Raw genomic sequence first — 23,873 nt, 5'->3', positions numbered from 1 at the left:
CGCAAGATGACCTATGAATGCCTGGAAGTTCAGCGCGACGGCCATGTCGCCATCGTCTACCTCAACCGCCCACCCGTGAATGCGCAGAACGCGCAGATGCGCGCCGAGATCGTCGAGGTGTTCGACAGCTTCAACGACGATGACGACGTGCGCTGCGTCGTGCTGGCCAGCAAGGCCAGGGTCTTCTCCGCCGGCGCCGACGTGTCCGAGCGGCCCGCCATCAAGCAGCGCGGCCCGGGCGCGTATTGGAAGCACAACCGTTTGGTGCGTGAGTCGTCGCTGTCGATCCAGGAGTGCAACAAGCCCGTCATCGCGGCCGTGAACGGCGCGGCCCTGGGCGCGGGCTTCGGCCTGATGACGTCCTGCGACATCTGGGTGGCATCGAACGACGCCTACGTGGCGATGCCCGAAATCAATGTCGGCCTGGCCGGCGGCACGGCGCTGCTGCAACGGGTCTTCGGCAAATCGCGTGCGCGCCGCATGTTCTTCACAGGCATGAAGGTCAGCGCCGACGAGCTGTACCGCCTGGGCCTGATCGAAGCCAGCCTGCCGCCGGAGGAACTGATGCCTTACGTGATGGCGCTGGCCCAGGAAATCGCCAGCAAGGCGCCGATCGCCTTGCGCTACGCCAAGGAAGCCGCGCAGGTCACGTCGTCCATGCCGCCGCGCGAAGGCTATCGCTACGAGCAGAACATCACCGTGGCCTTGTCCGGCACCGAGGATGCCCGCGAAGCGCAGCAGGCTTTCCTGGAAAAACGCGCGCCGGTCTACAAGGGTCGCTGATATGCAGGACACGCTGAATCCCGATTTCCTGGCGCTGCCTTCCAGCGGGCATCGAGAGTCCGAGCAGGATGCCGCGTTCCGCGCCGAACTGCAGGCCTTCGCGCGCGCCGAATGCCCGGCGGACATCCGCGCGCTGGTTGCCGCCGGCGGCAAGATCACGCGCAAGACCTATGCGCGCTGGCAGCAGATTCTGCACGGGCGCGGCTGGTCCGCGCCCAGCTGGCCGTTGGAGCATGGCGGCACCGGCTGGAATCTGCGCCAGCGCACCATCTTCGAAGAGGTAATGGCGGACAACGACTGCCCGCCGCTGTATCACCACGGTCTGGGCCACATCGGTCCGGTGCTCATGCACTTCGGTACGCCGGAACAGAAAGCGCATTTCCTGCCGCGCATCCTCGACACCACCGACTGGTGGTGCCAGGGCTATTCCGAGCCCGGCGCCGGCTCCGACCTGGCGTCGCTGCAAACACCCGCGGTACGGGACGGCGACGATTACGTCATCAACGGCCAGAAGATCTGGACGTCGCATGCGCATGAGGCCACGCGCATCTACCTGCTGGCGCGCACGGCGCGCGGCGAGCGCAAGCAGGACGGCATTTCCCTGTTCCTGATCGACATGGATAGCCCGGGCATCAGCGTGCGCCCCATCCGCACCATCGACGGCTGGCATCACGTCAACGAAGTGTTCCTGGACAACGTGCGCGTGCCGGCGGCGCGGCTGCTGGGCGAGGAAGGCAAAGGCTGGGCCTGCGCCAAGTATCTGCTGGAGCGCGAGCGCCTGCCCGCCGCCAGCGTTGCCACCTTGATGCGGCAGTGGCGTCAGGTGGCCCGCCTGCTTGAAGACTGCCGCGGGCGCGAGCCCTTGCGCGATTACGGCACGCTGGAAGCGGATCTGCTGACACAGGCGGCACGCATCAAGGGGGCGCGCGAGATGCTGGCGTCGGCCACCGACGCCGTGATGCGCAAGGAGCCGCTGGACGCGCGCCCATCGGCGTTGAAGCTGGCCTGCAGCGGCATCGCCCAGGCGCTGAGCCGCATCACGCTGCAGGCCGTCGGCCCCGGCGGCAGCCGGCGCTTCCTCGCGGAGTCCGCGTCGACGCCCGAGGGCCAGGCGGTGCAGAACTATCTGTATGCGCGGTCCAAGTCCATCGCCGGCGGCACCACGGAAGTGCAACTGAACGTCGTGGCACGGTCATTATTCGGAGTCTGAAGCATGCCCTTTGAACCCAAGACATCCTTTCCCGGTTTGCTGGCCGACAGCGCGGCAAGGCTGGCCCAGGATCTGGCCGCGCGGTATCCGGAAAGCGCCGACGCGGCTGTGCTGACGGAGATGGGCTGGAACGCCGTGCTGATACCCGAAGCCCAGGGCGGCGTGGGCGGTGAGTTCGGCGACCTGGCGTCCATCGTCGAGGCATTGGCGCCCCATGCGGTGGGCCTGCCGGTCATCACCCGCTGCGGCGCGGTGCCGGCCATGCTGGCCGCGCTGGCCGGACAGCCCCGCGCGGAGAGATTGTTGGCTGGCTGCGCGGATGGGTCCATGGTCGTGGAGCTGGGCGGGCCCTTGTCCGCCAGCGATCACGTCGCGCCCATGGCATTGCGTGGCGCGGGCCGCGAGCGGCGCATCACGGGCAGCACGACGGAAATGACCTTGACGGCGGATTGCACGCACGTCTTGCTGGTCTGCGCGGGCGCCGGTGCAGGTGCCGGTGCCAGTGGCGGCGGCGAGCCCGTGCTGGCTTGCGTCCCCGCCGAACGCCTGCGTGAACACGCTGTGTTCTTCGAAACCATGGACGAAGCCCGTGTCAGCGTCTGCAAAGCCCGCGATCTGCTGCTGGGGGACGACGACATCGTGGCCAGCGGCACCGATGCGCGCCTGGCCATCGCCGCGGGCTGGCGAGTGGCGGTCGCCGCGACGGCCACGGACACGGTATGCGCCATGGGCAGCGTGCTGGCGCGCACCATCACTTATCTGCTGGAACGCGAGCAGTTCGGCCAGCCCCTGGCCCAGTTCCAGGCCTTGCGGCACGACGTCGCCAGACTGTATGTCACCTACGAGACCGCACGGGGCCTGCTACAGGTCACCTTGAACGGGATGGGCCCGGCGACGGGGACATCCACCGCGGCCGATGATGCGGCAGTCGACCTGCTGGGCCTGCATACCAGCGAGGAAGCCGTAACTTACGCCGAGACGGTGATCCAGCTGCACGGCGGCATGGGCATGACCCGGGAGATGCCCGCCGCAAGACTGGCGACCCGCCTGCTGGCCAACGCCATGCGTTTTGGCGACACCTTGTCGCACCGCCACAGTTTGAACCGCTTGCGCACAAGGACAGCCAAATGACCGGGCATCCGCTGCAACCCTTCTTCGATCCCCAGTCCGTCGCCATCATCGGCGCGTCGTCCGACCCCGAGAAACTGGGCGGCCGGCCCATCCGCTACCTGCGCGACGCAGGCTACGCCGGCCACATCTACCCGATCAACCCGAAAGCGGACACTGTCCAGGGCCTGCGTGCCTATGCCAGCCTGGCCGACGTGCCGGGACCGGTCGACCAGGCGCTGATCATCGTTCCAGCGGCCGGGGCGCAACAGGCCTTGCAGGCCTGCATCGCCAAGGGCATCCGCCACGTGCAGGTGCTCAGCTCCGGCTTCGCCGAGGAAGACGACACGGGCCGCCAGCGCCAGGACGATCTGGCGCGACTGGCCGCCGCGCATGGTGTACGCCTGACCGGGCCCAACTGCCTGGGCATCGTCAGCGTGGCCAACCGCTTCTATGCCACGTTCTCGACCGCGCTGGAAGCCTTGGCGCCGCAACCGGGCGGTGTCAGCTTCGCCACCCAGAGCGGCGCCTTCGGATCCTGCGCCTATGCCCAGGCCATCCAGCGCGGTTTGGGCATCGCGCGCATCGTCGCCACCGGCAACGAAGTGGACGTCGACGTCGCGCAGTGCATAGACTTCCTGGCCTCCGACCCGCAGACGCGCGTCATCTGCGCGGCCATCGAAGGCTGCCGCGACGGCGATGTGCTGCGTCGCGCGCTGTTGAAAGCCGCGGCGGCTGGCAAACCGGTGATCCTGATGAAAGTAGGCGCGTCCGCGCGCGGCCAGCAGGCCGCGGCCACGCACACGGGCGCCATCGCCGGCAACGACCGCGTGTTCGATGCGGTAGCGCGTGAGTGTGGCGCGTGGCGGGCGACCTCCATCGAGCAGATGCTGGACATCGCTTATCTGTGCACGCATCTGCCGCGCCCCGCGAATGCCCGCGCCGGCGTGCTCACCGTGTCCGGTGGCATCGGCGTGCTGATGGCGGACGATGCCGAGCGCCTGGGTGTCGACATGCCCGCCCTGCCCGCCGCCGTGCAGACCCACATCCATGAGCGCGTGCCCTTCGCCATCGGCACGAATCCCTTGGACACCACCGCGCAGATTGGCGTGATCAAGAACGGCCTGACCGATCTGGTGGGCATACTGCTGCGCGACACCGACTGGGCGACCGTGTTCGTCTACATGGCGCAGATACCGTGCGACGAGCGGCGCTTTCCGCCCATGCTGGATGAATTGGCCAAGCTGCGTGAGCAGCATCCTGACAGGTTGATCGTGCTGGTGGGTCCGCATAGCGAACGCATGCGTGAGGCCATCGAGGCGCGGCACATGGTGATCTTCGCGGATCCGGGGCGCGCCATGGCGGCGGTTGGCGGGGCTTGCGGCATCGAGGCGCGGCGGGCTGGGTTGCAGGGGCACGCGCTGAATGCACTGAATGCGCGGGATGCGGCGCGGCAGGATCCGGGGGAAGGCGCCGCGGGTTCCGCGCATGAGACACGGACGCAGGACAAGGGCCTTGGCGAATCCCTGCTGGTTCCCGGCGCCCGCTTGAATGAATGGCAGGCCAAGCAGATCCTGCAGGACTATGGCCTGCCCCTGTTGCGGGAGACCCTGTGTACCGATCCGGATGCCGCCGTGCGCGCGGCGCAGGCGGCGGGCTATCCCGTGGTCGCCAAGATCGTATCGGTCGACATCCCGCACAAGACCGAAATCGGCGGCGTGCTGCTGAACCTGCGCGACGAAGGCGCCGTGCGGCAGGCTTACCACCTGCTGCGTGAACGCGGCCTGGCGCATGCGCCGGCGGATACCATCGCCGGTGTCCTGGTCTCGCCCATGAGTCTGCCCGGCACGGAGACCATCCTGGGCATCCACATGGACCCGCTATTCGGCCCCATGGTGATGTTCGGCCTGGGCGGCGTTGCGGTCGAACTGTTCCAGGACGTCGCGTTCGCCAGCGCGCCGTTGACGGACCAGGCCGCCGACGCGCTGATCAACTCGGTACGGTCAGCGCGGCTGTTGCAGGGATGGCGCGGTCAGGCGCCCATGGACCTGGCCGCGCTCCGCAAGGCCCTGGTCGCGCTGTCCCGCTTCGCCGACGACTGGCGCGACGTGCTCGCCGGCGTCGATGTGAACCCCTTCGTCCTTCATCCGGATGGGGCGGTGTGCCTGGATGCGTTGATCACGTTGAAAGAGGCGTAGGCAGGCCGGCCTAGGGAGCCCGGCCTGGCTGCTCGAACTACGCGGTCAGTCCTACGCAGGCCTCATCCACGCGACCCCGCTCACACGGGATCCCCGCGCAGGCCTGCCGCTTCCACGCCCTGCATGGCGCACAGCTCGTCGTTGTCCGAGGTCTCGCCGCTGACACCTACCGCGCCGACCACCTCCCCCGCCGCGTTGCGGATCAGGATGCCGCCGGGGGCGGGCACGGCCTTGCCGTCGCTCATGGCCTGCAAGGCCGTGGTGAAGTGGGGATTGTTCGGCGTGCGGTCGGCCAGCTTGCGGCTGCCGAAGCCCATGCCCAGACACCCCCAGGCCTTGGCCCGCGAGATGTCGGCGCGCAGCAAGCCGGTGCCGTCCTCCGCCAGATAGGCCTTGAGGGCACCCCGCACGTCCAGGACGGACACGGCGATGGGGGTCATGTTGCGGCTGCGGGCATACGCGATGGTGCGTTGCGCAATTTCAAGCGCGGCCTGCAGGGTGATGCTTTCCAGGGCGACTGTGGTCACGGTTTCCATCATTGAGCTTTCCGGTTGAGTAAGGCATGATCGGGCAAAGAAATTTTCAGCTCCGGTCCCCCCGGTTTCCCCGTTTGGAACCCAAGCATCTCGATATCTTCCTGCTGCGCTGTCTGACGGCCCTGGTCAGCGAGGCGCACGTGACCCGCGCGGCCTTGCGCATGGGCATGACGCAGCCGGCGATGAGCACCATGCTCGCGCGGCTGCGCACCTTGTTCAACGACCCCCTGCTGGTGCGCACCGAAAAAGGCATGGTGCCAACCGCGCGCGCCCTGGAACTGGCGGAGAGCGTGCGCCAAGGTGTCGCGCTGATCGACCACGCGCTGGTGCGCCAGGACGAATTCGACGCGGCCCACGCCGACAAGCGCTTCGACGTCGCCGCCACCGAGTCGGTGGGTTTCGTGCTGATCCCCGCCTTGATCGCCCGCCTGCGCGCGGTTGCCCCCGGCATCCGCCTGCGTACGCACGTGCCGGAACTTGCGCGGGCCAGCCACGAGCTGGAAGAAGGTTATGCGGACCTGTTGATCAGTTTCATGCGCCCGGTGCCCGAGGGCCTGCACGTGTCCCTGCTGCTGCGCCAGAAACTGGCGGTGATCGCCGCGCGCGACCACCCGGAAATACGCGGCAGCGTGGATCTGGAGCAGTACATCCGCTGGCCCCACGTGTACTACTCGCGCGGCCGCGACGGTAGCGCGACGCTGGAAACCACGGTGGACGAAGCGCTGGCCGCCGCTGGCCGCAACCGGCGCATCGGCGCGTGGCAGCCGTCCATTCTGTCCTCGGCCGCGGTCGTCGCCGCGTCGGACATGCTGGCGACCGTGCCGGAGTACCTGGCGCGCCATTTCGAGGCCACGGCCGGCCTGCAGGTACTGCCGCCGCCCGTGCCCATGCCCGACGTGGATATCGCCATGTACTGGCACGACCGCATGCACAAGGACCCCGCCCATCAATGGCTGCGCGGTGCCTTGCGCGATGTTGCGGCGCACTTGCGGGTGGGTGCCTGAACGCATAGAGGTGGACGGGCTGGAACGGGTGGCCACGGTCCGCTCACACTAACGTCGCCGGGTGGCGGCGTCCATCCTCGATACCCCATGTCCACATATGTCCCCAGCGATGGCGGTGGACGACACGCGCTCCCATAATCATTCCGACCCTCAGCCCCGCTGTCCGGCAGCAATGCGAGTATCGGAATGCAGACACAACTATCCAGACGCCCCGCCAGTCAATACGCCGAAGTCGAAGACGGGACCGATGCCGCTCTCGGCGCGGGCTCGGCGGGGGACGCCCACGCCAGCCAGATCACGGTCCTGGCCCCCCAAAAGCTCTACGCCTTGCACAATGTCATGGAGTTGGCGGGACGGGTCAGCGCCTATCCCGCCACCGCGCGCGGCTACGCGCCATCCAACTGCTATCTGCTCAAGCACGACGATCGTGCCTTGCTGCTGGACAGCGGCTACACCGCGCATCAGCGGTCTCTGCTCCGGCAAATCGGGTCCTTGCTGGAGCCCACTGACGCGCTGTCGATCTTCCCCATGCGCATCAACGAATACATGTCGGTGTGCAATGTCGAAGCCATCGCCGCTGCCTTCGATGTCGAGCAGTGCTACTCGGGCAATGCCGATGCCGCCAAGTGGGTGGATTTCGGTGGAAGATCGGATGCGGCGCCGGCGGCTGCGTCCGCGGCGGACACCTACGCCTTGAAGACCACCCTGGTCGGCCGGGCTGCCACGCTGTACGTCGGCCGGGGAGAAAATCGCCCGCTGCAGGCCTTCCAGGCGCCCATACGCCTGATAAGCACGCGCTGGATGTTCGACGCCGCCACGCGCACGCTGTTCACATCGGACACGTTCTCGCATGAGTGGTCGCAGGACCAAGATGGCCCGTGGACGACCACCGCCGCCGACAACGACACCAGCGCCGCGCATATCCGCAGCTTTCTTCTGAATACCCGCTACTGGTGGCTGGAAGGCGGCAGCACCGATGCACTGCGGCGCAAGCTGGGCGACGTCTTCGACAAGTACGACATCGAGACCATCGCCCCGGGCTATGGCCGCATCCTGCGCGGCAAGGACCTGGTGCGGCGCCAATACCAGATGCTGGACGATGTGCTGCGTGGCCTGGACAAGCGCATGGTTCAACCCAAATACGTAGACCGGGATGAGGTGAGGTGATGACAGTAGGCAAGAAGCAGATGCCGCGCGAACTGGCGCCGGGCGTGTTCTGGCTGGGCGATTGCCTGGAGCAGCAGGCCAACGGCAAGATCTATCACACCTACAACGCGGCGTTTCTGGTCATAGGCGACACCGCATCCATGCTGATCGAAACCGGGCATCCCAAGGATTTCCCGTTGATCAATGCGCAGATGGAAAGCCTGCTGGCAGGGAAGGCGCCGCTCAAACACCTGTTCGTGACGCATCAGGAAACACCGCATTCAGGGGGCTTGGGACGCGTGCTGCATCGCTACCCCGAGGCCGTCGTCTGTGGCGACATCTGCGATTACCATCTGGCCTTTCCCCAATATGCGCAGCGCCTGCGCGACATGCGGGGCGGCGACAAAGTCGACCTGGGTGGCCGCGTGTTCGAGTTGGTGGAACCCGTGATCCGCGATCTGCGCACCACCTGGTGGGGCTTCGATCACAAAGCGCGCGTGCTGTTTCCCGGCGATGGTTTCGCCTACAGCCACTATCACGAGGACGGCCACTGCGGCCACTTCGCCGAAGAGGCCATCTCACTGGATATCCCCGAGGTCTCGGCCGTGTTTGCCGACCGCGCCTTGTTCTGGACCAAGTTCACCGACATGAATATCTACGTCGACCGGCTGCAATGGCTGCTCGACACGCTGGACGTGAAGGTCATCGCCCCCACGCATGGCCTGCCCATCCTGGATCCGCGCAGCACCGTGCCCAAGATCAAGGAGGGGTTGTTATACGGCAGTTCCGTGCCGGAGTCCGGTACGGAGAACGGCCTGGCCGCGGCAGCGGCGGCCAAATTGGCGGCGGCCGCGCAGGCAGTGCCCAGCTAGGATCCTGGCCGCGCTGATCACCCGGTACCGCAAAACAATTCAAACGGACGGAGACAAATCATGAACACTCTCGCGACAGGGAGGAAGCACGGGCGCAAGCAGCGCCGGGTCCAAGGGGGCCGGCGGATTGCCGTTCTTCCTTCAGTGCTTTTAAGTGCGTTGATGCCCATCGCGCTGGCCTCATGGTCCGGCGCCGCGCGTGCGGGCGATTACCCAAGCGCGCCCATCACCGTGATCGTCCCCACCAGCGCGGGCGGCGGCATGGACCTGATGGCCCGCGTGGTCAGCATGAAGATGGGACAGTTGCTGAAGACCTCGTTCGTGGTCGAGAACGTGCCAGGGGCGAACGGCATCATCGGCGCGGTGCGCGTGGCCAACGCGGCGCCGGACGGCTATACGATACTGCTGGGGCAGACCTCGCAGATGGTGATCAACCCGTATCTCTATTCGAATGTGGCGTACGACACGTTCAAGAGCTTCGTGCCGGTGATCCGGCTGTCCAACGCGCCCAATGTGGTGGTGGTGCCCACTCAATCGCCCTTCCAGACGCTGGCCGACATCGTGGCGGCCGCGCGCAAGGCCAACGCGCAGGGCAAGAGCCTGAACCTGGCGACGCCGGGCAGCGGCACGGTTTCCCACTTGACCAGCGTGCTGTTCCAGCAGGCGGCCAACATCGAGCTTTCGCACATTCCCTACAAGGGCGCCAACTCGGCTATCACCGATACCATCGCGGGTCGGGATGACCTGATGATGTCGTCCATCCCCACCTCGTTCGGGCAGATCAAGGCCGGGCAACTGCGTGCGGTGGCGGTGTCGGCCGACAAGCGCAGCACGTCATTGCCCAACGTGCCGACCATCGCGGAGGCGGGCTATCCGGGCTTCAATGCCGGCACGTGGTACGGCTTCTTCGTTCCTGCCAAGACACCGCAGGCGATAGTCGACGCCTTGAACAAGGCGGCCAACGAAGCCTTGCAGGCGCCGGATGTGGTGAAGACCATCCAGAGCGACGGCGGCGATGTGATCGGGGGCAGCAGCAAGGACTTCCTGGCCGTGCTGACGGAAGACTCGGCCAAGTGGTCCAAGGCCGTCAAGGAGTCCGGGGCCAAGGTGGATTGAATTTTTTCGCCGCCATGCAAAAGGCCGGCGCGATTGCACCGGCCTTTTTTACTGCGCAAGCAGTCCGCGTGCGCTGATTATTCCAGGGAGATATTGCGGTCCTTGATCAGCGTGGACCAGCGCGTCACCTGGTCGTCGATGTAGGCCTTCGCGCCGGACGGAGGAATGGTGCTGGGGTCGATGCCCAGGCCGTTCAGGCGTTGCTTCACGTCCGGCGAGCTGATGACCGCCTGGATGGCGTCGGCCAGTTTCCTGGCCACCTCCGGCGGCGTGCCGGTAGGGACGAAGACGCCATGCCATTCCAGCACATCGAAACCGGGATAGCCGCTTTCCGCCACGGTGGGGACGTCAGGCAAAGTGTTCAGGCGCTTGGTCGACGACACGGCCAGGGCACGCAAGGTGCCGTTGCGTACATACGGCAAGCCGGAGGACGCATTGGCGAAATACGCGTTCACCTGCCCGCCGACCAGGTCCACCAGGGCCGGCGCGCCGCCCTTGTAGGGGATGTGCAGCATGCTCAGCTTGGCCTCGCGGGCGAGCAGCTCCGCGGCCAGGTGCGCGGCGCTGCCGATGCCGTAGGACGCGTAGGTCACCTTGTTATTGGGATCCTTGGCCAGGGTCACGAATTCGGCCAGGTTGTTGGCCGGCACCTTGGGGTTCACCACCAGGATCAGCGGCGCCGTGGCCGTGAGCGCGACCGGCGTCAGGTCCTTGGACGGATTGAAGTTGAGCTTGCGCAGCGATGCGTTCACCGCATAGGTGAAGGTGTCGTACAGCACCGTGTAGCCGTCGGGCGCGGAGCGGGCGACGACGCCTTCCGCGATGGTGGCGCCCGCGCCTGGGCGGTTTTCAATGATGATGCTCTGGCCCAGCTTTTCACCCAGCGGGCCGGCGATGACGCGCGCGACGTTGTCAGCGCCGCCGCCCGCGGCGTAAGGCACGATCAGGCGGATCGGCTGGTCGGGCCAGGCCGCGTGGGCGGCCAGCGGGGCGGCCGCGAGCGCGGCGGAAAGGAGCAGTCCCCTGCGGATACGTTGGAAGCCTTGCATTGTTGTCTCCGGATGATTGTTGTGGCCCGGGTTTGTTTGACCCGGCCTGACCCGGCTATGGTTGCCGGTTGTTTGCTGTTGTTGGCGCTGTCTTCAGGCCTTTGTTTAAAGACCTTCGTTGAAACCGTAAAGCTGTGCGGGGTTATCGACCAGGATGCGCTGGCGCAGGGCGGCGTCGGGGATCCAAGCTGCCAGCGTGTCCAGCGTGCCGGCCGTTTCGGGCGGGTTGGGCATTTCGGTCGGATGGGGCCAGTCCGTGCCCCAGACCATGCGTTCGGGCGCGGCGGCGGCCAGTTTCCTGGCGACGTCGTGCGCGGTGGCGGCGTTCGCGGCCAGGTATTCGCCGGACAGCTTCACCCAGGTCTTGCCGGCCTGCAGCCGGTCCTGGACGATGGCCCAGGCGCGTTCATTCAGGGGACCGTTGGCCAGGCGCGCCATGTGATCGAACACGATGCCGCAAGGCAGTTGTTCGATAATGGCCTGGCTTTCGACGATCTGCTCGGGCGTCATGTGCAGCTGGACGTGCCAGCCCAGTTCGTGGATGCGTGGCGCCAGGGACGGGAGCATGTCGATGCGGGTGACGGCCGTGCGGGGGATGGCCACGGTAAAGCGGATGCCGCGGATGCCGCCGTCGTGCAGGTGGCGCAGTTCGGCGTCGGTGACGTCGGGGAAGACCACGCCCACGCCGCGCGTGTCGCGCGCGCCCAGGGTCTGGATGGCGGCCAGCGTGACGCGGTTATCCACAACGTGCGGCGCCGGCGTGACGATGACCGCGCGTTGCAGGCCCAGTGCGTCGCGTAGCGCGCGATAGCGGCTGGCCGTGCAGTCGGCCAATGGATTGGGCGCGGCTGGCGCGGCGATGATCGCCGGGTCGTAGAGGTGCAAGTGGGAATCGCAGGCGCCGGCGGGCAGGGCCTGCCGTACACGCGAGGTCGTGTTGAGCGTTGTCTCTTCCATCTATTTTCTCGAACCCACCGCCCGCGGCCGGTTCTTCCTATGTAATGGGAGCCATCTTAGCGATTCCACCCAACGAAGAATATTGAGTTTTTGTTTATCGCTAGTGCAGTTTTTCTAATGAAGCTGACGATGGCAGTTGTGTTCTGAATCCCTCTGATCGCCAACTCTACTTCGCCAAGACAATGTGAGTGGCTCGGTTCGTCGGTACATGCTCGACTGTCCGGTATCCCAAAGCACGGAGATCCAGCCCCCCAAAAAGTGATTCCCCCTGACCAAGCGCAACCGGAGCAATGGCGAGATGGATCTCATCCACGTAGCCAGCCTGAATGTATTGCTTCACGGTTTCGACACCGCCACCAATCTTGACGTCTTTTCCGCCCGCCGCTTTACGTGCCTTTTCCAGCGCATCCTCGATGCCGCCAGTAATGAAATGGAATGTCGTTCCGCCTAGCATCTCAATCGATGGTCGTGCATGATGCGTGAGTATGAAGGTTGGCGCGTGATACGGTGGATTGTCACCCCACCAGCCTTTCCATTGATCGTCCGGCCAATTTCCACGAATAGGGCCGAACATGTTGCGACCGAGAATAAAGGCCCCGAAACCTTCCATTGCTCGGTGGGCGAATTTGTCATCAGGGCCAGTATCACCACCTTCTTTGCCTAGCATCTGACGGAATGTCCTCGTCGGAAAAAACCATTGGAAGATTTCCTCACCGCGAACACCAAGCGGGTGATCTAGACTTTGAGCGGTTCCCGCAGCAAAGCCATCAAGCGAGACACCAAACCCCGCAACTCTCACCTTAGTCATTCACGTCTCCATCGATGCTGAAATGATTCGGTTTCAGGAACCGGACGATAGTCGGGCTCTCATCCACTCGACGGGCGATGCGACCGCAAAACGACAACGATTCGACCCCGTGAAAACCCGAATGCAGAATCCGCACTGTCGTATTCCCGCCAACTTGGATCAGGCTGACCAGTTTTTTAGCACCTGGATCAATGGCATGCTTGTGCTCGCATCTCTTCGACAAATGCCGCACCCACCGCATTTTGACAATGGTGGTGGCAGCCAGGTGGTCCACCGCGTCAAGCCAGCGCCAGGCTCATCAAATATTCATTCTGGTACTCGCCATTCACGCACAGCCCTTCCGGCTCTTCCCCGTAGATGACGAAACCGAGGCGGCGGTACAAGGCCAGCGCGGGCTTGTTTGCCACGTTGACGGTGAGATTGATGCGCCGCACGCCAGTCATCGCTTGGGCCATTGAAATGGCCGCCGTGACCAGTTGCGTGGAAACGCCTAGTCCGCGCCACGGCGGCGCCACATAGACTGACACCAGATGGGCCTTATGCGCTTCCTTGCGCCCGGCAGCGCGGAAGACGCAGGCCATCCCGGCCAGTTCCGCCCCATCGAATGCGCCCACCCCGCCGGCATTGCCATGATCCGCGGGTGCGATGCGCCGCGCGACGGCGCTGATCGCCAGCGCACGCTCGTCCTCCACGCTGGCCCCAAAAGCGGTCGGACACGCTTCCAACGCCGCGAGCCGGAGCGCCTGGAACGCAGGCGCATCCTCGGCGGTCAATTGGCGAATGACGATGGAATCTGGTCCGATAGGCATGATGGGGACCGCTCAGAAGTTCGACGCCGGCCCTGCTGGACGGCAACGCCCACCCAAGCCACCTTGCGGCGCACAGATCTCCAACGTCTTGATTCTCATATCACTCATCCAACTCGAAAAATGTACGGTATTCCTGACTTTTTCCGTCTGAAACTCGAAAATGTACGAAATATCGTACTTTTCACCTGCTTTCCCCCGTGTTCGCTTAGTGCAGCGCGGCGAGATACGCGCATAGCATATCCGCGACGGCGTCGGCGTAGGTGGTGATCTCGGCCGGCTTGCGGGGGGTCTCGGAGAACTGTTTGCCGACCGCGCCCAGCGTGGCGTTGATGACGTCGCCGGCCAGCGCGCGTTGCGCGGTGGGGGCGTTCGGGGCGGCTTCATCGATGAAGGCCTGGATGGTGCGTTGGCCGTTGGCCTTGACTTCGCGTGTCTCGGGCGCGTCGCGATACAGCGGAGCGGCATCGTTCAAGGCGGTGCGCATGGCGGCTTCCTCGCACTCGGACTTGAAAAACGCATGGACCAGATTGCGCAGGCGCGCGGGCGGCGGATGGCGCGTGTCCTCCAGGATGGACCGCAACATGTCCTGGGTCTGCTGCCACTCGTCACTCTGCAAACGAAAGAGAATCGCCGCCTTGTTGGGAAAGTACTGGTATAGCGAACCGATGCTGACACCGGCTTTCTCGGCCACCCGCGCGGTGGTGAAGCGCGTCGCCCCCTCCTCCGCCAGAACCTGCTCCGCCGCCTGCAGGATCGCCGCGACAAGTTCAGTGGAGCGGGCCTGCTTGGGCTGCTTACGCGAGGAAATCCTGGGGCCGGTGCGAGTGGTCATGACTGGAAGGTCCGAATAGGCGCAGGCCGCAAGAATGCCGAAGGCCCGACCGCTACGCCTGAATGTGATTAATTGCTCGCATTATAAGCAGCACAGCTGCCCAGGCGATGCGGACCCGGTGGTTTGCCTTTGCTCAGCCTGCAACTCAGCCTTCAATGATGGGACACCGCCGCCCGGGATGGATGGTGCCTGGCCTCCCCGGTCAGCGCATCGCTACCGAACAAGCGCGCCAGGCCGCCGCGCAAATGCTTCAACATCGCCTCCCGCGCAGCGTCTGGATCACCCGCGCGTATCGCATCGTCGATGGCGCGATGTTCATTGCGGACGTCCACGCCGCGCCGCACCATGGGCTGGGCCGACAGCTCGCGGATCAGCTTGATGGACACCCGGGTCTGCTCCGCCAGCGCGGTCATGGTCATGCTGAAGAATCGATTGCCGCTGGCTTCGGCGATGGCGGCGTGGAAGGCAATATCTTCCTCTATACCCGGTTCGCCTTGGGCCAGCGCGGTTTCCAGCAGGCGCCGGCGCCGCGTTATCTCGTCCTGCAGGTCGGGATCCCCGCAGCGCGCCGCGCAGGCCGCGCTCTCCGCTTCAAGCAGGCAGCGGAACTCAAGAAAGCTGCGCATGTCGGGAATGCTGTGCAGAGGGCCGAAGGTGGCGCTCTGCAAGTCGGGAGGCTTGCCGACGAAATTGCCTGCGCCGCGCCGGGCATAGACCCAGCCTTCCGTACGCAAACGCGCCAAGGCTTGACGTAGAACCGGTCGCGACACGCCTAGCTGGCGGGACAACTCGTCCTCGCTGGGCAGCCTTTGGTCGGGGGTCATGCCCTCGACGATGGTGACTACCTGCTTGTAGGCGAAATCGCTCAACGGGGAGATGGCCATGGTGACCTCGCTCGATCCGAAGTAGTAATACTAGTTGGGCAATTAATTGACATGGTACCGCCCCGCCCCGAGCATGCCTATAGCCACGGCGACAGGCGAGGGTCGAACAGCCGCCGCCGTTACTTTCAAACCACGAATGCAGGATCCGGGCATGGCTACCATCACGGCACTACGCAGCATCCGCATCAACGAGCGTCCCAATCTGATCTGGGTGGAAATCGAAACCGACGAGGGCCTGATCGGCCTGGGGGAGTCCTTCCGCGGCGCGCAGGCCGTGGAGGCTGTCCTGCACGAGCAGGTCGCGCCCTGGCTGTTGGGGCGCGATGCGCGGCATATCGAGGCAGTGTCGCAACAACTGATGAATCCCTATCTGGGTTTCCACAGCGCCAGCGCCGAGGTGCGGGCCGCCAGCGCGGTGGATATCGCGTTATGGGACCTGGCGGGTCAGCGCCAGGGCGTCCCCGTCTACATCGCCATGGGGGGCGGTGTACGCGACCGCATCCGCGCCTACAACACCTGCGCGGGCTACTCGTACAACACCACCGGCACGGTGCGACGCAGCACGGACGGATCGGAAGCCTCCAAAGGCCCCTACGACGACCAGATCGCTTTCATGCGCGACGCCGGGGAACTGGCCGGGAGTCTGCTCGAAGAAGGCTACACCGCGATGAAGATATGGCCTTTCGATGCCTACGCGGCGGCGACGGGGGGGCACCTGATCGGCCCCGAGGATTTGAAGCGCGGCCTTGAACCCTTCCGCAAGATCCGCGCCGCGGTGGGCGACCGCATCGACGTGATGTGCGAATTGCACAGTATGTGGACCGCCGGCGCGGCGGCGCGCATCTGCCGGGGGCTGGAGGAGTACGGCGTGTTCTGGGCGGAAGATCCCATCTCGAAGATGGATGACGTCCAGGCCCTGGCCGACTTACGGCGCCAGACGCGCGTGCCCGTGTGCGGCAGCGAAACCCTGGCCGGACTGGTGCCCTTCCGTGACCTGCTGGCGCACGATGCGCTGGATGTGGTGATGCTGGACCTGGCGTGGTGCGGAGGCCTTACCGAAGGGCGCAAGATCGCCGCATTGGCGCAGGCCTACGCACGCCCCTTGGCACCGCATGATTGCACCGGGCCGGTGACGCTGATCGCCGGCCTGCATCTGGCGATCCATGCGCCAAACGCCATCTTCCAGGAAGTGGTGCGGGCGACCTTGAGCACCTGGTACCGAGATCTGGTAACCGAATTGCCCGTGGTTGACCGCGGGATGGTGCTGGCCCCTACCGCGGCGGGCTTGGGTACTCGCCTGAATCCGGACGTCGTGAAACGTGACGATGCCGTCGTGCGCGTGAGCAGGAAATAGACCGCGCGGCGCCGCCGCGTGTAGACAACGAGCCAAGGGCATCAGACCCTGGACAAGAGGAGACAGCGATGAAAAAGGTATTGAAGGGCGCCCTGATCGCATGCACCGCGGCCGTGGCCCTCGCCAGCTTCGGCGCGACGGCGCAATCGCCTTGGCCCAAGGACCATCCGGTGCAGGTCGTCGTCCCGTTTCCCGCGGGCGGCGCCACCGATGCCATCGGCCGCATCATGGCGGAACAACTACAGAAACGCCTGGGCGGCAATTTCATCGTGCAGAACCGTCCCGGCGCCACCGGCACGATAGGCGGCGGCTTCGTCAGCCGTGCCGCGCCGGACGGCTATACCTTGATGATGTCGTCGCTGGGTACATACGTGATCGCCCCGCACCTGATCAAGTCCATGCCCTATGACGCGCTGAAGGACTTCGACTACATCACCGTCGCGGTGCAGGCCCCCAATGTGCTGGTCGCCGGACCGGACAAGAAGGCCCACACGGTACAGGACGTGGTGGCCGAGTTACGCGCCAAGCCGGGCCATGTCAGCTTTGCCAATTCCGGCTATGGTGCATCGGACCATCTGTCGGCGGAAGTCTTCCTGCAGCAGACCAAGACCGAGGGTATGCACGTCGCGTACAAAGGCGGCGCGCCTGCCATCAGCGATTTGATGGGCGGCCAGGTGGACTACTCCTTCCAGAACGTCAATGCCGTGCTGGGCCTGATCCAGGCTGGCAAGCTGCACGCCATCGCCGTGACCGGCGCCCGGCGTTCACCCGTCCTGCCCGACGTTCCCACCCTGGCCGAAGCAGGCGTCCACAATGCGGTGATCTATTCCTGGCAAGCCCTGGCCGCACCCAAGGGCCTGGCGTCCGACATCAAATCCAGGTTGGCCACGGCGGCCATCGCCAGCATGAAAGACCCCGCCGTTGCCGCCAAGCTGGAAGAGCAAGGCCTCGAGATCGTCGCCAACACGCCGGAGCAATTCACGGCGTTCCAGGCGCAGGAATACAAACGATGGAAAGACTTGATCGAGGAAAGGAATATCCACATCGAGTAGCTTGTGTCAGCCAGCCTGACCTGGCCCGGCTGCACACTTCGCTTGAACGGACGGTAGACGCTAAACGGTGCCCCGCAGAAGTCGTTCTTGCTCTTCGAGCGACTTGTCCCTTGCTTTCAGACGGTCGAGGGCAAGACGCGTTTCCCAACGGCAGATATACAGCACCGCAAGCTTCGTCGAGGCATTGTGGGTAGACAACCAGTCCTTCGTTGCGCCGGCGTCATATAACTTCAGCAATTCATAAGTTGTGACATCGGCAGATATTCCTGCCCCTTTGTTCCCAGCCGCAATCGCGTCCTCCAACACTTTCGACATTCGCTTGTATCGGTTCTTCGCAGCGTCGTTGGCCCAACGAGTCGTAAGTAGATATCCTGAGATAGAAAGAACGACGATGAACCCATAGTCTTTGAACTAACCTAAGACAAAGTTATAGACGCTTAGTGCAACGTTCATTTATTTATCACCCTTCGCTTTCCTCTCAGTCAAGATGACACGAGGATTTCCGCGCATGGGTGATGAAAAGCGCCGCTAGGTTCCCCGACTATGTTGCCCGCGCAGGCATAACGCTCATACCAAGGACTTGAAGAAATACTTGGGTGAGTCTTCGTAGCCCTGCCGCAGATAAAAGCGATGCGCGTCGACGCGGCGGGAGTGGCAATGGAGTTCGATACGGTCGCAGCCACGCTCGCGGGCCAGGGACACGGCCTCGCTTTCCAGCAAGGCGCCGATGCCCTCGCCGCGTGCCTGCTCGGACACGCAGAAGTAGCTGATGCGGCAGAAGTCGCCGACCAGCGCCAGCTGCGGAATGAAATGCAGGGAGATGATGCCCAGCAAGACACTATCCTTCCACGCGCCCAGCACGGCTTCATCAGGATGCGCAACGAGTTGCGCGATGCGCTGCTCGATGAAGGACTCGGTGCCGGGATATCCCAGCGACGCCAGCAGTTGCGCGATGACGGGCGCGTCCGCCACGGATGGCGTTCTGATCTCCACGAGTTGCATCGTAGTCATGGCTATGTCTTCCCTTTCTTATACATATAGACGATTGGATGAATCAGCATCGTATGGCAGCGCCATGACACGGAGATTTCAGTCTGTTCCCGCGAACTCGTCGAACAGTTCCGCGACCAGCGGATTGTGCGCATCGCGCCGGCTGACACCGTAGGTCTCCGAGCGCGCGTCCACGCCAGCCAAGGGTCGGAACACCGCACCGCGCAAGGCCGAATGCTGCAAGGCCTGCGGCACCAGTCCCACGCCCAGGCCCTGCGCGACCAGCGACACCACCGCCAGCCAATGGCGTACCTCGTGCCGCACCTCCGGCCGGAACCCGGCTTCCGCGCAGATGGCGAGGATGCGGTCGTAATAGTCCGGCGACACGCTTTGAGAGAACAGCACGAAAGGTTCGCCCGTCAGATCCACTGGCCGCAATGCCGCCGCGCGCGCCAGCCGGTGACGGGCCGGCAGGCAGCAGACGAAGGATTCGGACAACAGCAGGCGGCTGTCCAGTTCATCGGGCATGCGGCTGGTATGGATGAATCCCAAGTCCAGGCGGTCGTGCATCAGGCCGGTGATCTGGTCGCCGGAGTTCAATTCGGTCAGGGTGACCTGGACCTTGGGATAGCGCGCCTGGAAATTGCGCAGGGCCTGGGGCAGGCCGCGATACAGCATGGCGCCGACGAAGCCGACCCGCAGGCGCCCGGCCAGGCCGGCGCCGACGTTGCGGGCTTCCAGGGCAGCCTCCTCGGCCTGCGCCAGGATCTTGCGGGCGGAGATGCGCAGGGCTTGGCCTGCCGGCGTCAGGCGCACCTCCTTGTTGTTGCGCTCGAACAGGCGGGCGCCGACGCTGTCCTCCAATTGCCTGATGGCAACGGATAAGGGCGGCTGCGAAATCGACAGCCGGGCCGCGGCACGGCTGAAGTGCAGCTCGTCAGCCAGAACCGTGAAGTAACGCAGATGCCGCAGTTCCATAGATACTCCCGTTACCGGCTCCGCAGTGCCTGCAAGCAGCACGACCGCGCTGCTCTCAAAAACCGATCATATACAGATCAAATCGTATAAGACTAAATCAATATTGGATAGCTATCATAAGCCTGCCTAGAATCTTCGGTAAAAACCAGCCGAGGAGACGCGGCATGCCGCAAGCCAACCAACACCCCATCCCCGACCGCCGGGGCGAAAACTTCTACGTCACCGACAGCGAACTGCTGGCCTTGCTGCCGCTATACCTGCCCGGCGACCTGCTGCGCCACATGGCGCCCCACTTCACCCGCATGGGCGAACTGGCCGGCGGCAAGGTGGACGACCTGGCCGGCATCGCCGACCATCATCCACCCACCCTGCAATACCGCTCGCGCACCGGCCTGGACGAACAGCAGGTGCTCAAACATCCCGCCTACGTCGAACTGGAACGTATCGCGCTCAGCGAATTCGGCCTGGGCGCCATGTCGCATCGCGCCGAAACGCTGGGCTGGCGCGGCCCCATGCCGGCCACGGTCAAGTACGTACTGACCTATCTGTTCGTGCAATCCGAGTTCGGCTTGTGCTGCCCGGTATCGATGACCGACTCGCTGACCCGCACCCTGCGCAAATTCGGCAGCCCTGAACTGATCGAGCGGTACCTCCCCCAGCTCACCACCCTGGACTTCGACGAACTGGCGCAGGGCGCCATGTTCATGACCGAACAGGCCGCCGGCTCGGACATCGCCGCCACCACCACGCGCGCGGTGCCAGAAGCCGATGGCAGCTGGCGCCTGCACGGCGACAAATGGTTCTGCTCGAACCCCGACGCCGACCTGGCCATGGTGCTGGCGCGTCCCGACGATGCGCCCCCCGGCCTGAAGGGAATCTCGCTGTTCCTGCTGCCGCGGCGCCTGCAGGACGGCAGCGCCAATCACTACCGCATCGTGCGCCTGAAAGACAAGCTCGGCACCCGCTCCATGGCCAGCGGCGAGATCCGCCTGGACGGCGCGGTCGCCTATCTGGTGGGTGAAGCCGGCCGGGGCTTCGTGCAGATCGCCGACATGGTGAACAACTCCCGCCTGTCCAACGGCGTGCGCGCGGCAGGCCTGATGCGGCGCGCGGTGGCCGAGGCAGAGTTCATCGCACGCGAGCGGCGCGCCTTCGGCCGCAGCCTGCAAGACATGCCCTTGATGCGGCGCCAGCTCGACAAGCTGCGCGTGCCCGCCGAACAGGCGCGCACGATGGTGTTCCAGACGGCGGCGGCGCTGGCCCGTTCCGACGCTGGTGAGGCGGGCGCTTATTCCTTGCTGCGCATCCTCACCCCGCTGATCAAGTTCCGCGCCTGCCGCGATGCGCGCAAGGTCACGGGCGATGCGATGGAGGTGCGCGGGGGCTGCGGCTATATCGAGGAATGGACCGACCCGCGTCTGGTCCGCGACGCCCATCTTGGGTCGATCTGGGAAGGCACCAGCAATATCGTGGCGCTGGACGTGCTGCGGGCGATCAAGCGGGACGACGCGCTGCCCGCGCTGCGCGCGCATGCGGAAGGGTTGCTGGACCAGGCTGAGCACGGCCTGGCCCCGGCCTTCGCCGACGCCTTGCGGCAAGCGCTGGACGGCGCCTGCGCCCTGGCGGTCACCGCCACGCAGGACGGTGGCGACGGCCTGGCGCGGCAGGCGGCTTCGGCGCTTTACCACTGCACCAGCGCCATCGCCATGGCATGGGAGGCCGTCGCGGGCGGATCGGCGGATCGCCTGCGCTGGGCCCAGCTGGCCTTGCAGCAACGCGTTCTGCCGCGCGATCCGCTGGCGCCGGATGCCCTGCCGGCGGCATGGACCGCGACGACCACGGGGACCACCACCACGACCAAAGCCCCAGCCACGGCCTGACCAAAGTATTCGCGCTACACGAGCAAACCGCAAGGCACCCTACATCAAAAAAAAACCGCGGCGCGGACACCACGTCCGACGCTCAGCGGCAATAACGGAGACCAACCACCATGCACAAGCGCCATATCCTCGCCGGAGCCCTGGCCCTGGCCGTCCTGTCCACCCTGCCCTTGCAGGCTGTCCAAGCCGCCGAGGACTACCCCAGCAAGCCCATCACCCTGGTGATCCCCTACCCGCCCGGCGGTCCCACCGATGCCATGGCTCGCACCCTGGCCAACGAGCTGTCGACGCACCTGTCCCAGCCCATGATCGTGGAGAACCGGGCCGGCGCCAACGGCAACATCGGCGCGGAATACGTGGCGCGGGCGGCCCCCGATGGCTACACGCTGATGTTCGGCACCTCCGGTCCCCTGGCCATCAACGCCAGCCTGTACCAGGGCCTGGGCTACGACCCGGTCAAGAGCTACGCCCCGGTGATCCACGTCGGCTATCTACCCAACATCCTGGTGGTCAATCCCAACGTGCCGGCCAAGACCGTGCCCGAGCTGGTCGCGTGGTCGAAGTCCCATCCCAAGGCCTTGTCCTTTGCCTCGTCCGGCAGCGGCGCGTCGTCCCATCTGGCCGGCGTGATGTTCAACAGCGTCGCGGGCACGGACTTCCTGCATGTGCCCTACAAGGGCACGGGCCCCGCGCTCAACGATCTTCTGGGCGGCCACGTCGCCATGAGCTTTACGGATGTGTTGACGGCCAAGCCCTACGTCGAGACCGGCAAACTGCGCGCCCTGGGCGTCACCACGTCCAAGCGCTCTCAGGCCTTGCCCGATGTGCCCACGCTCGCCGAGCAAGGCTACCCGGGCTACGACGTCAGCGTGTTCTTCGGCGTGGTCGCGCCTGCCGGCACGCCGGCCGACCGCATCGAAAAACTGAATCGCGCATTCGTGCAGGCGCTGGCGTCCACCAAGGTCAAGGCCCTGTTCGCGGCGCAAGGCCTGGAAGCCGCGCCGGACAGCAGCCCGCGCGCCCTCGGCGCCTTCATCGCGCAGGAAAAGGCCAAATGGGCCGACGTAGTGAAGAAATCAGGCGCACAAATCAATTGAGCCGCGCCAAGGAGAGCCATATGACCCAAGCCGCTACCGGCGCCGCCCCTGGCAGCCTGGCGGGCATCCGTGTCCTCGACCTGTCGCGCATCCTGGGCGGTCCCTATTGCGGCCAGATCCTGGGGGACCATGGCGCCGACGTGCTCAAGATCGAGCCGCCGCAAGGCGACGACACCCGCACCTGGGGCCCGCCCTTCCGCGACGGCGTCGCTTCCTACTACTTCGGCTTGAACCGCAACAAGCGCATCCAGCATCTGGATTTCTCCACCGACGCAGGCCAGGCCCGGCTGCTCGAACTGATCGCCCAGGCCGATATCCTGGTGGAGAATTTCAAGATCGGCACGATGGAGCGCTGGGGCCTGGGCTATGACGCCTTGTCCCAGCGCTTCCCCCGCCTGATCTGGTGCCGCGTCTCCGGCTTCGGCGCCGATGGCCCGCTAGGCGCGCTGCCCGGCTATGACGCGGCCATCCAGGCCATGAGCGGCATCATGAGCGTCAACGGCGAAGCGGGCGGCGACGCGCTACGCGTGGGCCTGCCGGTGGTGGACATGGTGACGGGCCTGAACGCGGTGATCGGCGTCCTGCTTGCCTTGCAGGAGCGCCAGCGCAGCGGCCGTGGCCAGTTCGTCGAGGCCGCGCTGTACGACAGCGGCATCTCCCTGCTGCATCCCCACGCGGCCAACTGGTTCATGGACGGCCGCGTGCCGGGCCGCACGGGCAATGCCCATCCCAACATCTATCCGTACGATACCTTCCGCACGCGCACCGATCCGCTGTTCCTGGCGGTGGGCAACGACCGCCAGTTCGGCGTGCTGTGCGCCGTGCTGGGCTGCCCGGCATTGGCCAGCGACGCGCGCTATGCCGACTCGGGGAGCCGTTCGGTCAACCGCGACGAGCTCAAGCAGGCCCTGGAAGCGGCCATGGCGGGACTCGACGCGGAGGATTTGCTGCAACGCCTGATGGCGGCCAACGTGCCTGCCGCGCCAGTGCTCGACGTGGATGCCGCGCTGACGCACCCGCACACTGTCCATCGAGGCATGGTGGTGGACATGGAAGGCGGCTATCGCGGCCTGGGCGCTCCGGTGAAACTGAGCCGCAGCCCGGCCACCTACCGCCATGCGCCACTGACGGAGGGCCAGGGCTGGGAGGGCCTGGCCGAGCCCGGCGCCGCGCCCGCCAGGGGCTGATCGGGATGCCGAGACGGCGCCCGG

The 23,873-nt window shown here is 65.3% G+C and carries 23 protein-coding genes; 13 read left to right on the top strand and 10 right to left on the bottom strand.

Translation table 11 applies throughout. The features are described 5' to 3' along the window. The first annotated feature begins 6 nt into the window (after positions 1-6). From ASB57_RS27395 to ASB57_RS27380, 4 genes are read left to right on the top strand one after another with little or no spacing between them, the layout of a single operon-like run. Entirely contained in the window at positions 7-783 is a 777-nt protein-coding gene (locus ASB57_RS27395) for an enoyl-CoA hydratase/isomerase family protein (RefSeq protein WP_057655031.1), read from the top strand. Position 784: 1 nt separating this feature from the next. Beyond that, entirely contained in the window at positions 785-1,993 is a 1,209-nt protein-coding gene (locus ASB57_RS27390) for an acyl-CoA dehydrogenase family protein (RefSeq protein ID WP_082621872.1), read from the top strand. A gap of 3 nt (positions 1,994-1,996) precedes the next feature. Beyond that, positions 1,997-3,124, top strand: coding sequence for an acyl-CoA dehydrogenase (locus tag ASB57_RS27385; protein WP_057655030.1), 1,128 nt, complete (start codon positions 1,997-1,999; stop codon positions 3,122-3,124). Then, complete coding sequence (locus tag ASB57_RS27380; protein WP_057655029.1) at positions 3,121-5,298, top strand: acetate--CoA ligase family protein; 2,178 nt, start codon at positions 3,121-3,123, stop codon at positions 5,296-5,298. The genes ASB57_RS27385 and ASB57_RS27380 overlap by 4 nt, the downstream gene beginning before the upstream one ends. An 80-nt stretch (positions 5,299-5,378) precedes the next feature. Here the strand turns inward: ASB57_RS27380 and ASB57_RS27375 are convergent, their stop codons facing one another. After that, on the bottom strand, positions 5,379-5,837 hold the full coding sequence (locus ASB57_RS27375) for a heme-binding protein (RefSeq protein WP_057655028.1): 459 nt from the start codon (positions 5,835-5,837) through the stop codon (positions 5,379-5,381). Between the two features lie 71 nt (positions 5,838-5,908). Here ASB57_RS27375 and ASB57_RS27370 point away from each other — a divergent pair, with 71 nt between their 5' ends. From ASB57_RS27370 to ASB57_RS27355, 4 genes are all read left to right on the top strand, one after another. Beyond that, positions 5,909-6,838, top strand: a complete 930-nt coding sequence (locus tag ASB57_RS27370; RefSeq protein WP_057655027.1) for a LysR family transcriptional regulator — start codon at positions 5,909-5,911, stop codon at positions 6,836-6,838. 186 nt (positions 6,839-7,024) lie between these two features. Then, entirely contained in the window at positions 7,025-8,005 is a 981-nt protein-coding gene (locus ASB57_RS27365; protein ID WP_057655026.1) for a hypothetical protein, read from the top strand. Then, positions 8,005-8,856 (top strand): MBL fold metallo-hydrolase, encoded by an 852-nt coding sequence (locus tag ASB57_RS27360; RefSeq protein WP_057655025.1) that lies wholly within the window; start codon positions 8,005-8,007, stop codon positions 8,854-8,856. The genes ASB57_RS27365 and ASB57_RS27360 overlap by 1 nt, the downstream gene beginning before the upstream one ends. Positions 8,857-9,018: 162 nt before the next feature. Continuing rightward, on the top strand, positions 9,019-9,972 hold the full coding sequence (locus ASB57_RS27355) for a tripartite tricarboxylate transporter substrate binding protein (RefSeq protein WP_057655024.1): 954 nt from the start codon (positions 9,019-9,021) through the stop codon (positions 9,970-9,972). A 77-nt stretch (positions 9,973-10,049) separates the two neighbouring features. Here ASB57_RS27355 and ASB57_RS27350 read toward each other — a convergent pair whose 3' ends face one another. The 6 genes from ASB57_RS27350 to ASB57_RS27325 all read right to left on the bottom strand — a co-directional run bounded on the left by ASB57_RS27350 (position 10,050) and on the right by ASB57_RS27325 (position 15,311). Continuing rightward, on the bottom strand, positions 10,050-11,021 hold the full coding sequence (locus ASB57_RS27350; protein WP_057655023.1) for a tripartite tricarboxylate transporter substrate binding protein: 972 nt from the start codon (positions 11,019-11,021) through the stop codon (positions 10,050-10,052). A gap of 105 nt (positions 11,022-11,126) precedes the next feature. Then, on the bottom strand, positions 11,127-11,978 hold the full coding sequence (locus ASB57_RS27345) for an amidohydrolase (RefSeq protein WP_057655022.1): 852 nt from the start codon (positions 11,976-11,978) through the stop codon (positions 11,127-11,129). Positions 11,979-12,144: 166 nt separating this feature from the next. Then, entirely contained in the window at positions 12,145-12,786 is a 642-nt protein-coding gene (locus ASB57_RS27340) for a dihydrofolate reductase family protein (protein WP_057655021.1), read from the bottom strand. Between the two features lie 278 nt (positions 12,787-13,064). Then, positions 13,065-13,595 (bottom strand): GNAT family N-acetyltransferase, encoded by a 531-nt coding sequence (locus tag ASB57_RS27335; RefSeq protein ID WP_057655020.1) that lies wholly within the window; start codon positions 13,593-13,595, stop codon positions 13,065-13,067. A 205-nt stretch (positions 13,596-13,800) separates the two neighbouring features. Next, a complete protein-coding gene (locus tag ASB57_RS27330; RefSeq protein ID WP_057655019.1) occupies positions 13,801-14,427 on the bottom strand; it encodes a TetR family transcriptional regulator in 627 nt (208 codons plus the stop codon). Positions 14,428-14,579: 152 nt separating this feature from the next. Then, entirely contained in the window at positions 14,580-15,311 is a 732-nt protein-coding gene (locus tag ASB57_RS27325; RefSeq protein WP_057655018.1) for a FadR/GntR family transcriptional regulator, read from the bottom strand. A gap of 151 nt (positions 15,312-15,462) precedes the next feature. Between ASB57_RS27325 and ASB57_RS27320 the strand changes: the two genes are divergently transcribed. After that, positions 15,463-16,665 carry a mandelate racemase/muconate lactonizing enzyme family protein gene (locus ASB57_RS27320; protein ID WP_057656484.1) on the top strand — a complete coding sequence of 401 codons (1,203 nt, stop codon included), beginning with the start codon at positions 15,463-15,465 and terminating at the stop codon, positions 16,663-16,665. Between the two features lie 68 nt (positions 16,666-16,733). Next, positions 16,734-17,717, top strand: a complete 984-nt coding sequence (locus ASB57_RS27315) for a tripartite tricarboxylate transporter substrate binding protein (RefSeq protein WP_156414284.1) — start codon at positions 16,734-16,736, stop codon at positions 17,715-17,717. A gap of 60 nt (positions 17,718-17,777) precedes the next feature. Here ASB57_RS27315 and ASB57_RS27310 read toward each other — a convergent pair whose 3' ends face one another. From ASB57_RS27310 to ASB57_RS27300, 3 genes are all read right to left on the bottom strand, one after another. Beyond that, the gene (locus ASB57_RS27310; RefSeq protein WP_057655017.1) at positions 17,778-18,032 is read right to left on the bottom strand and encodes a hypothetical protein; all 255 of its coding nucleotides are present in this window, start codon (positions 18,030-18,032) and stop codon (positions 17,778-17,780) included. A 252-nt stretch (positions 18,033-18,284) separates the two neighbouring features. Next, positions 18,285-18,728: a GNAT family N-acetyltransferase gene (locus ASB57_RS27305; protein WP_057655016.1), complete on the bottom strand. Its 444-nt coding sequence runs from the start codon at positions 18,726-18,728 to the stop codon at positions 18,285-18,287. A 78-nt stretch (positions 18,729-18,806) separates the two neighbouring features. Next, entirely contained in the window at positions 18,807-19,685 is an 879-nt protein-coding gene (locus tag ASB57_RS27300; protein WP_057655015.1) for a LysR family transcriptional regulator, read from the bottom strand. Positions 19,686-19,849: 164 nt separating this feature from the next. On the opposite strand from ASB57_RS27300, the gene ASB57_RS27295 reads away from it, so the two are divergent. From ASB57_RS27295 to ASB57_RS27285, 3 genes are all read left to right on the top strand, one after another. Then, positions 19,850-21,565, top strand: a complete 1,716-nt coding sequence (locus ASB57_RS27295; protein ID WP_057655014.1) for an acyl-CoA dehydrogenase family protein — start codon at positions 19,850-19,852, stop codon at positions 21,563-21,565. A gap of 110 nt (positions 21,566-21,675) precedes the next feature. Continuing rightward, positions 21,676-22,662, top strand: coding sequence for a tripartite tricarboxylate transporter substrate binding protein (locus ASB57_RS27290; RefSeq protein ID WP_057655013.1), 987 nt, complete (start codon positions 21,676-21,678; stop codon positions 22,660-22,662). A gap of 20 nt (positions 22,663-22,682) precedes the next feature. After that, a complete protein-coding gene (locus tag ASB57_RS27285) occupies positions 22,683-23,849 on the top strand; it encodes a CaiB/BaiF CoA-transferase family protein (protein ID WP_057655012.1) in 1,167 nt (388 codons plus the stop codon). The last annotated feature ends 24 nt before the right edge of the window (positions 23,850-23,873 follow it).

It is taken from the genome of Bordetella sp. N (genome assembly GCF_001433395.1).
Classification (GTDB): Bacteria; Pseudomonadota; Gammaproteobacteria; order Burkholderiales; family Burkholderiaceae_B; genus Bordetella_C.
This window is presented reverse-complemented; position numbering and strand designations above follow the sequence as displayed.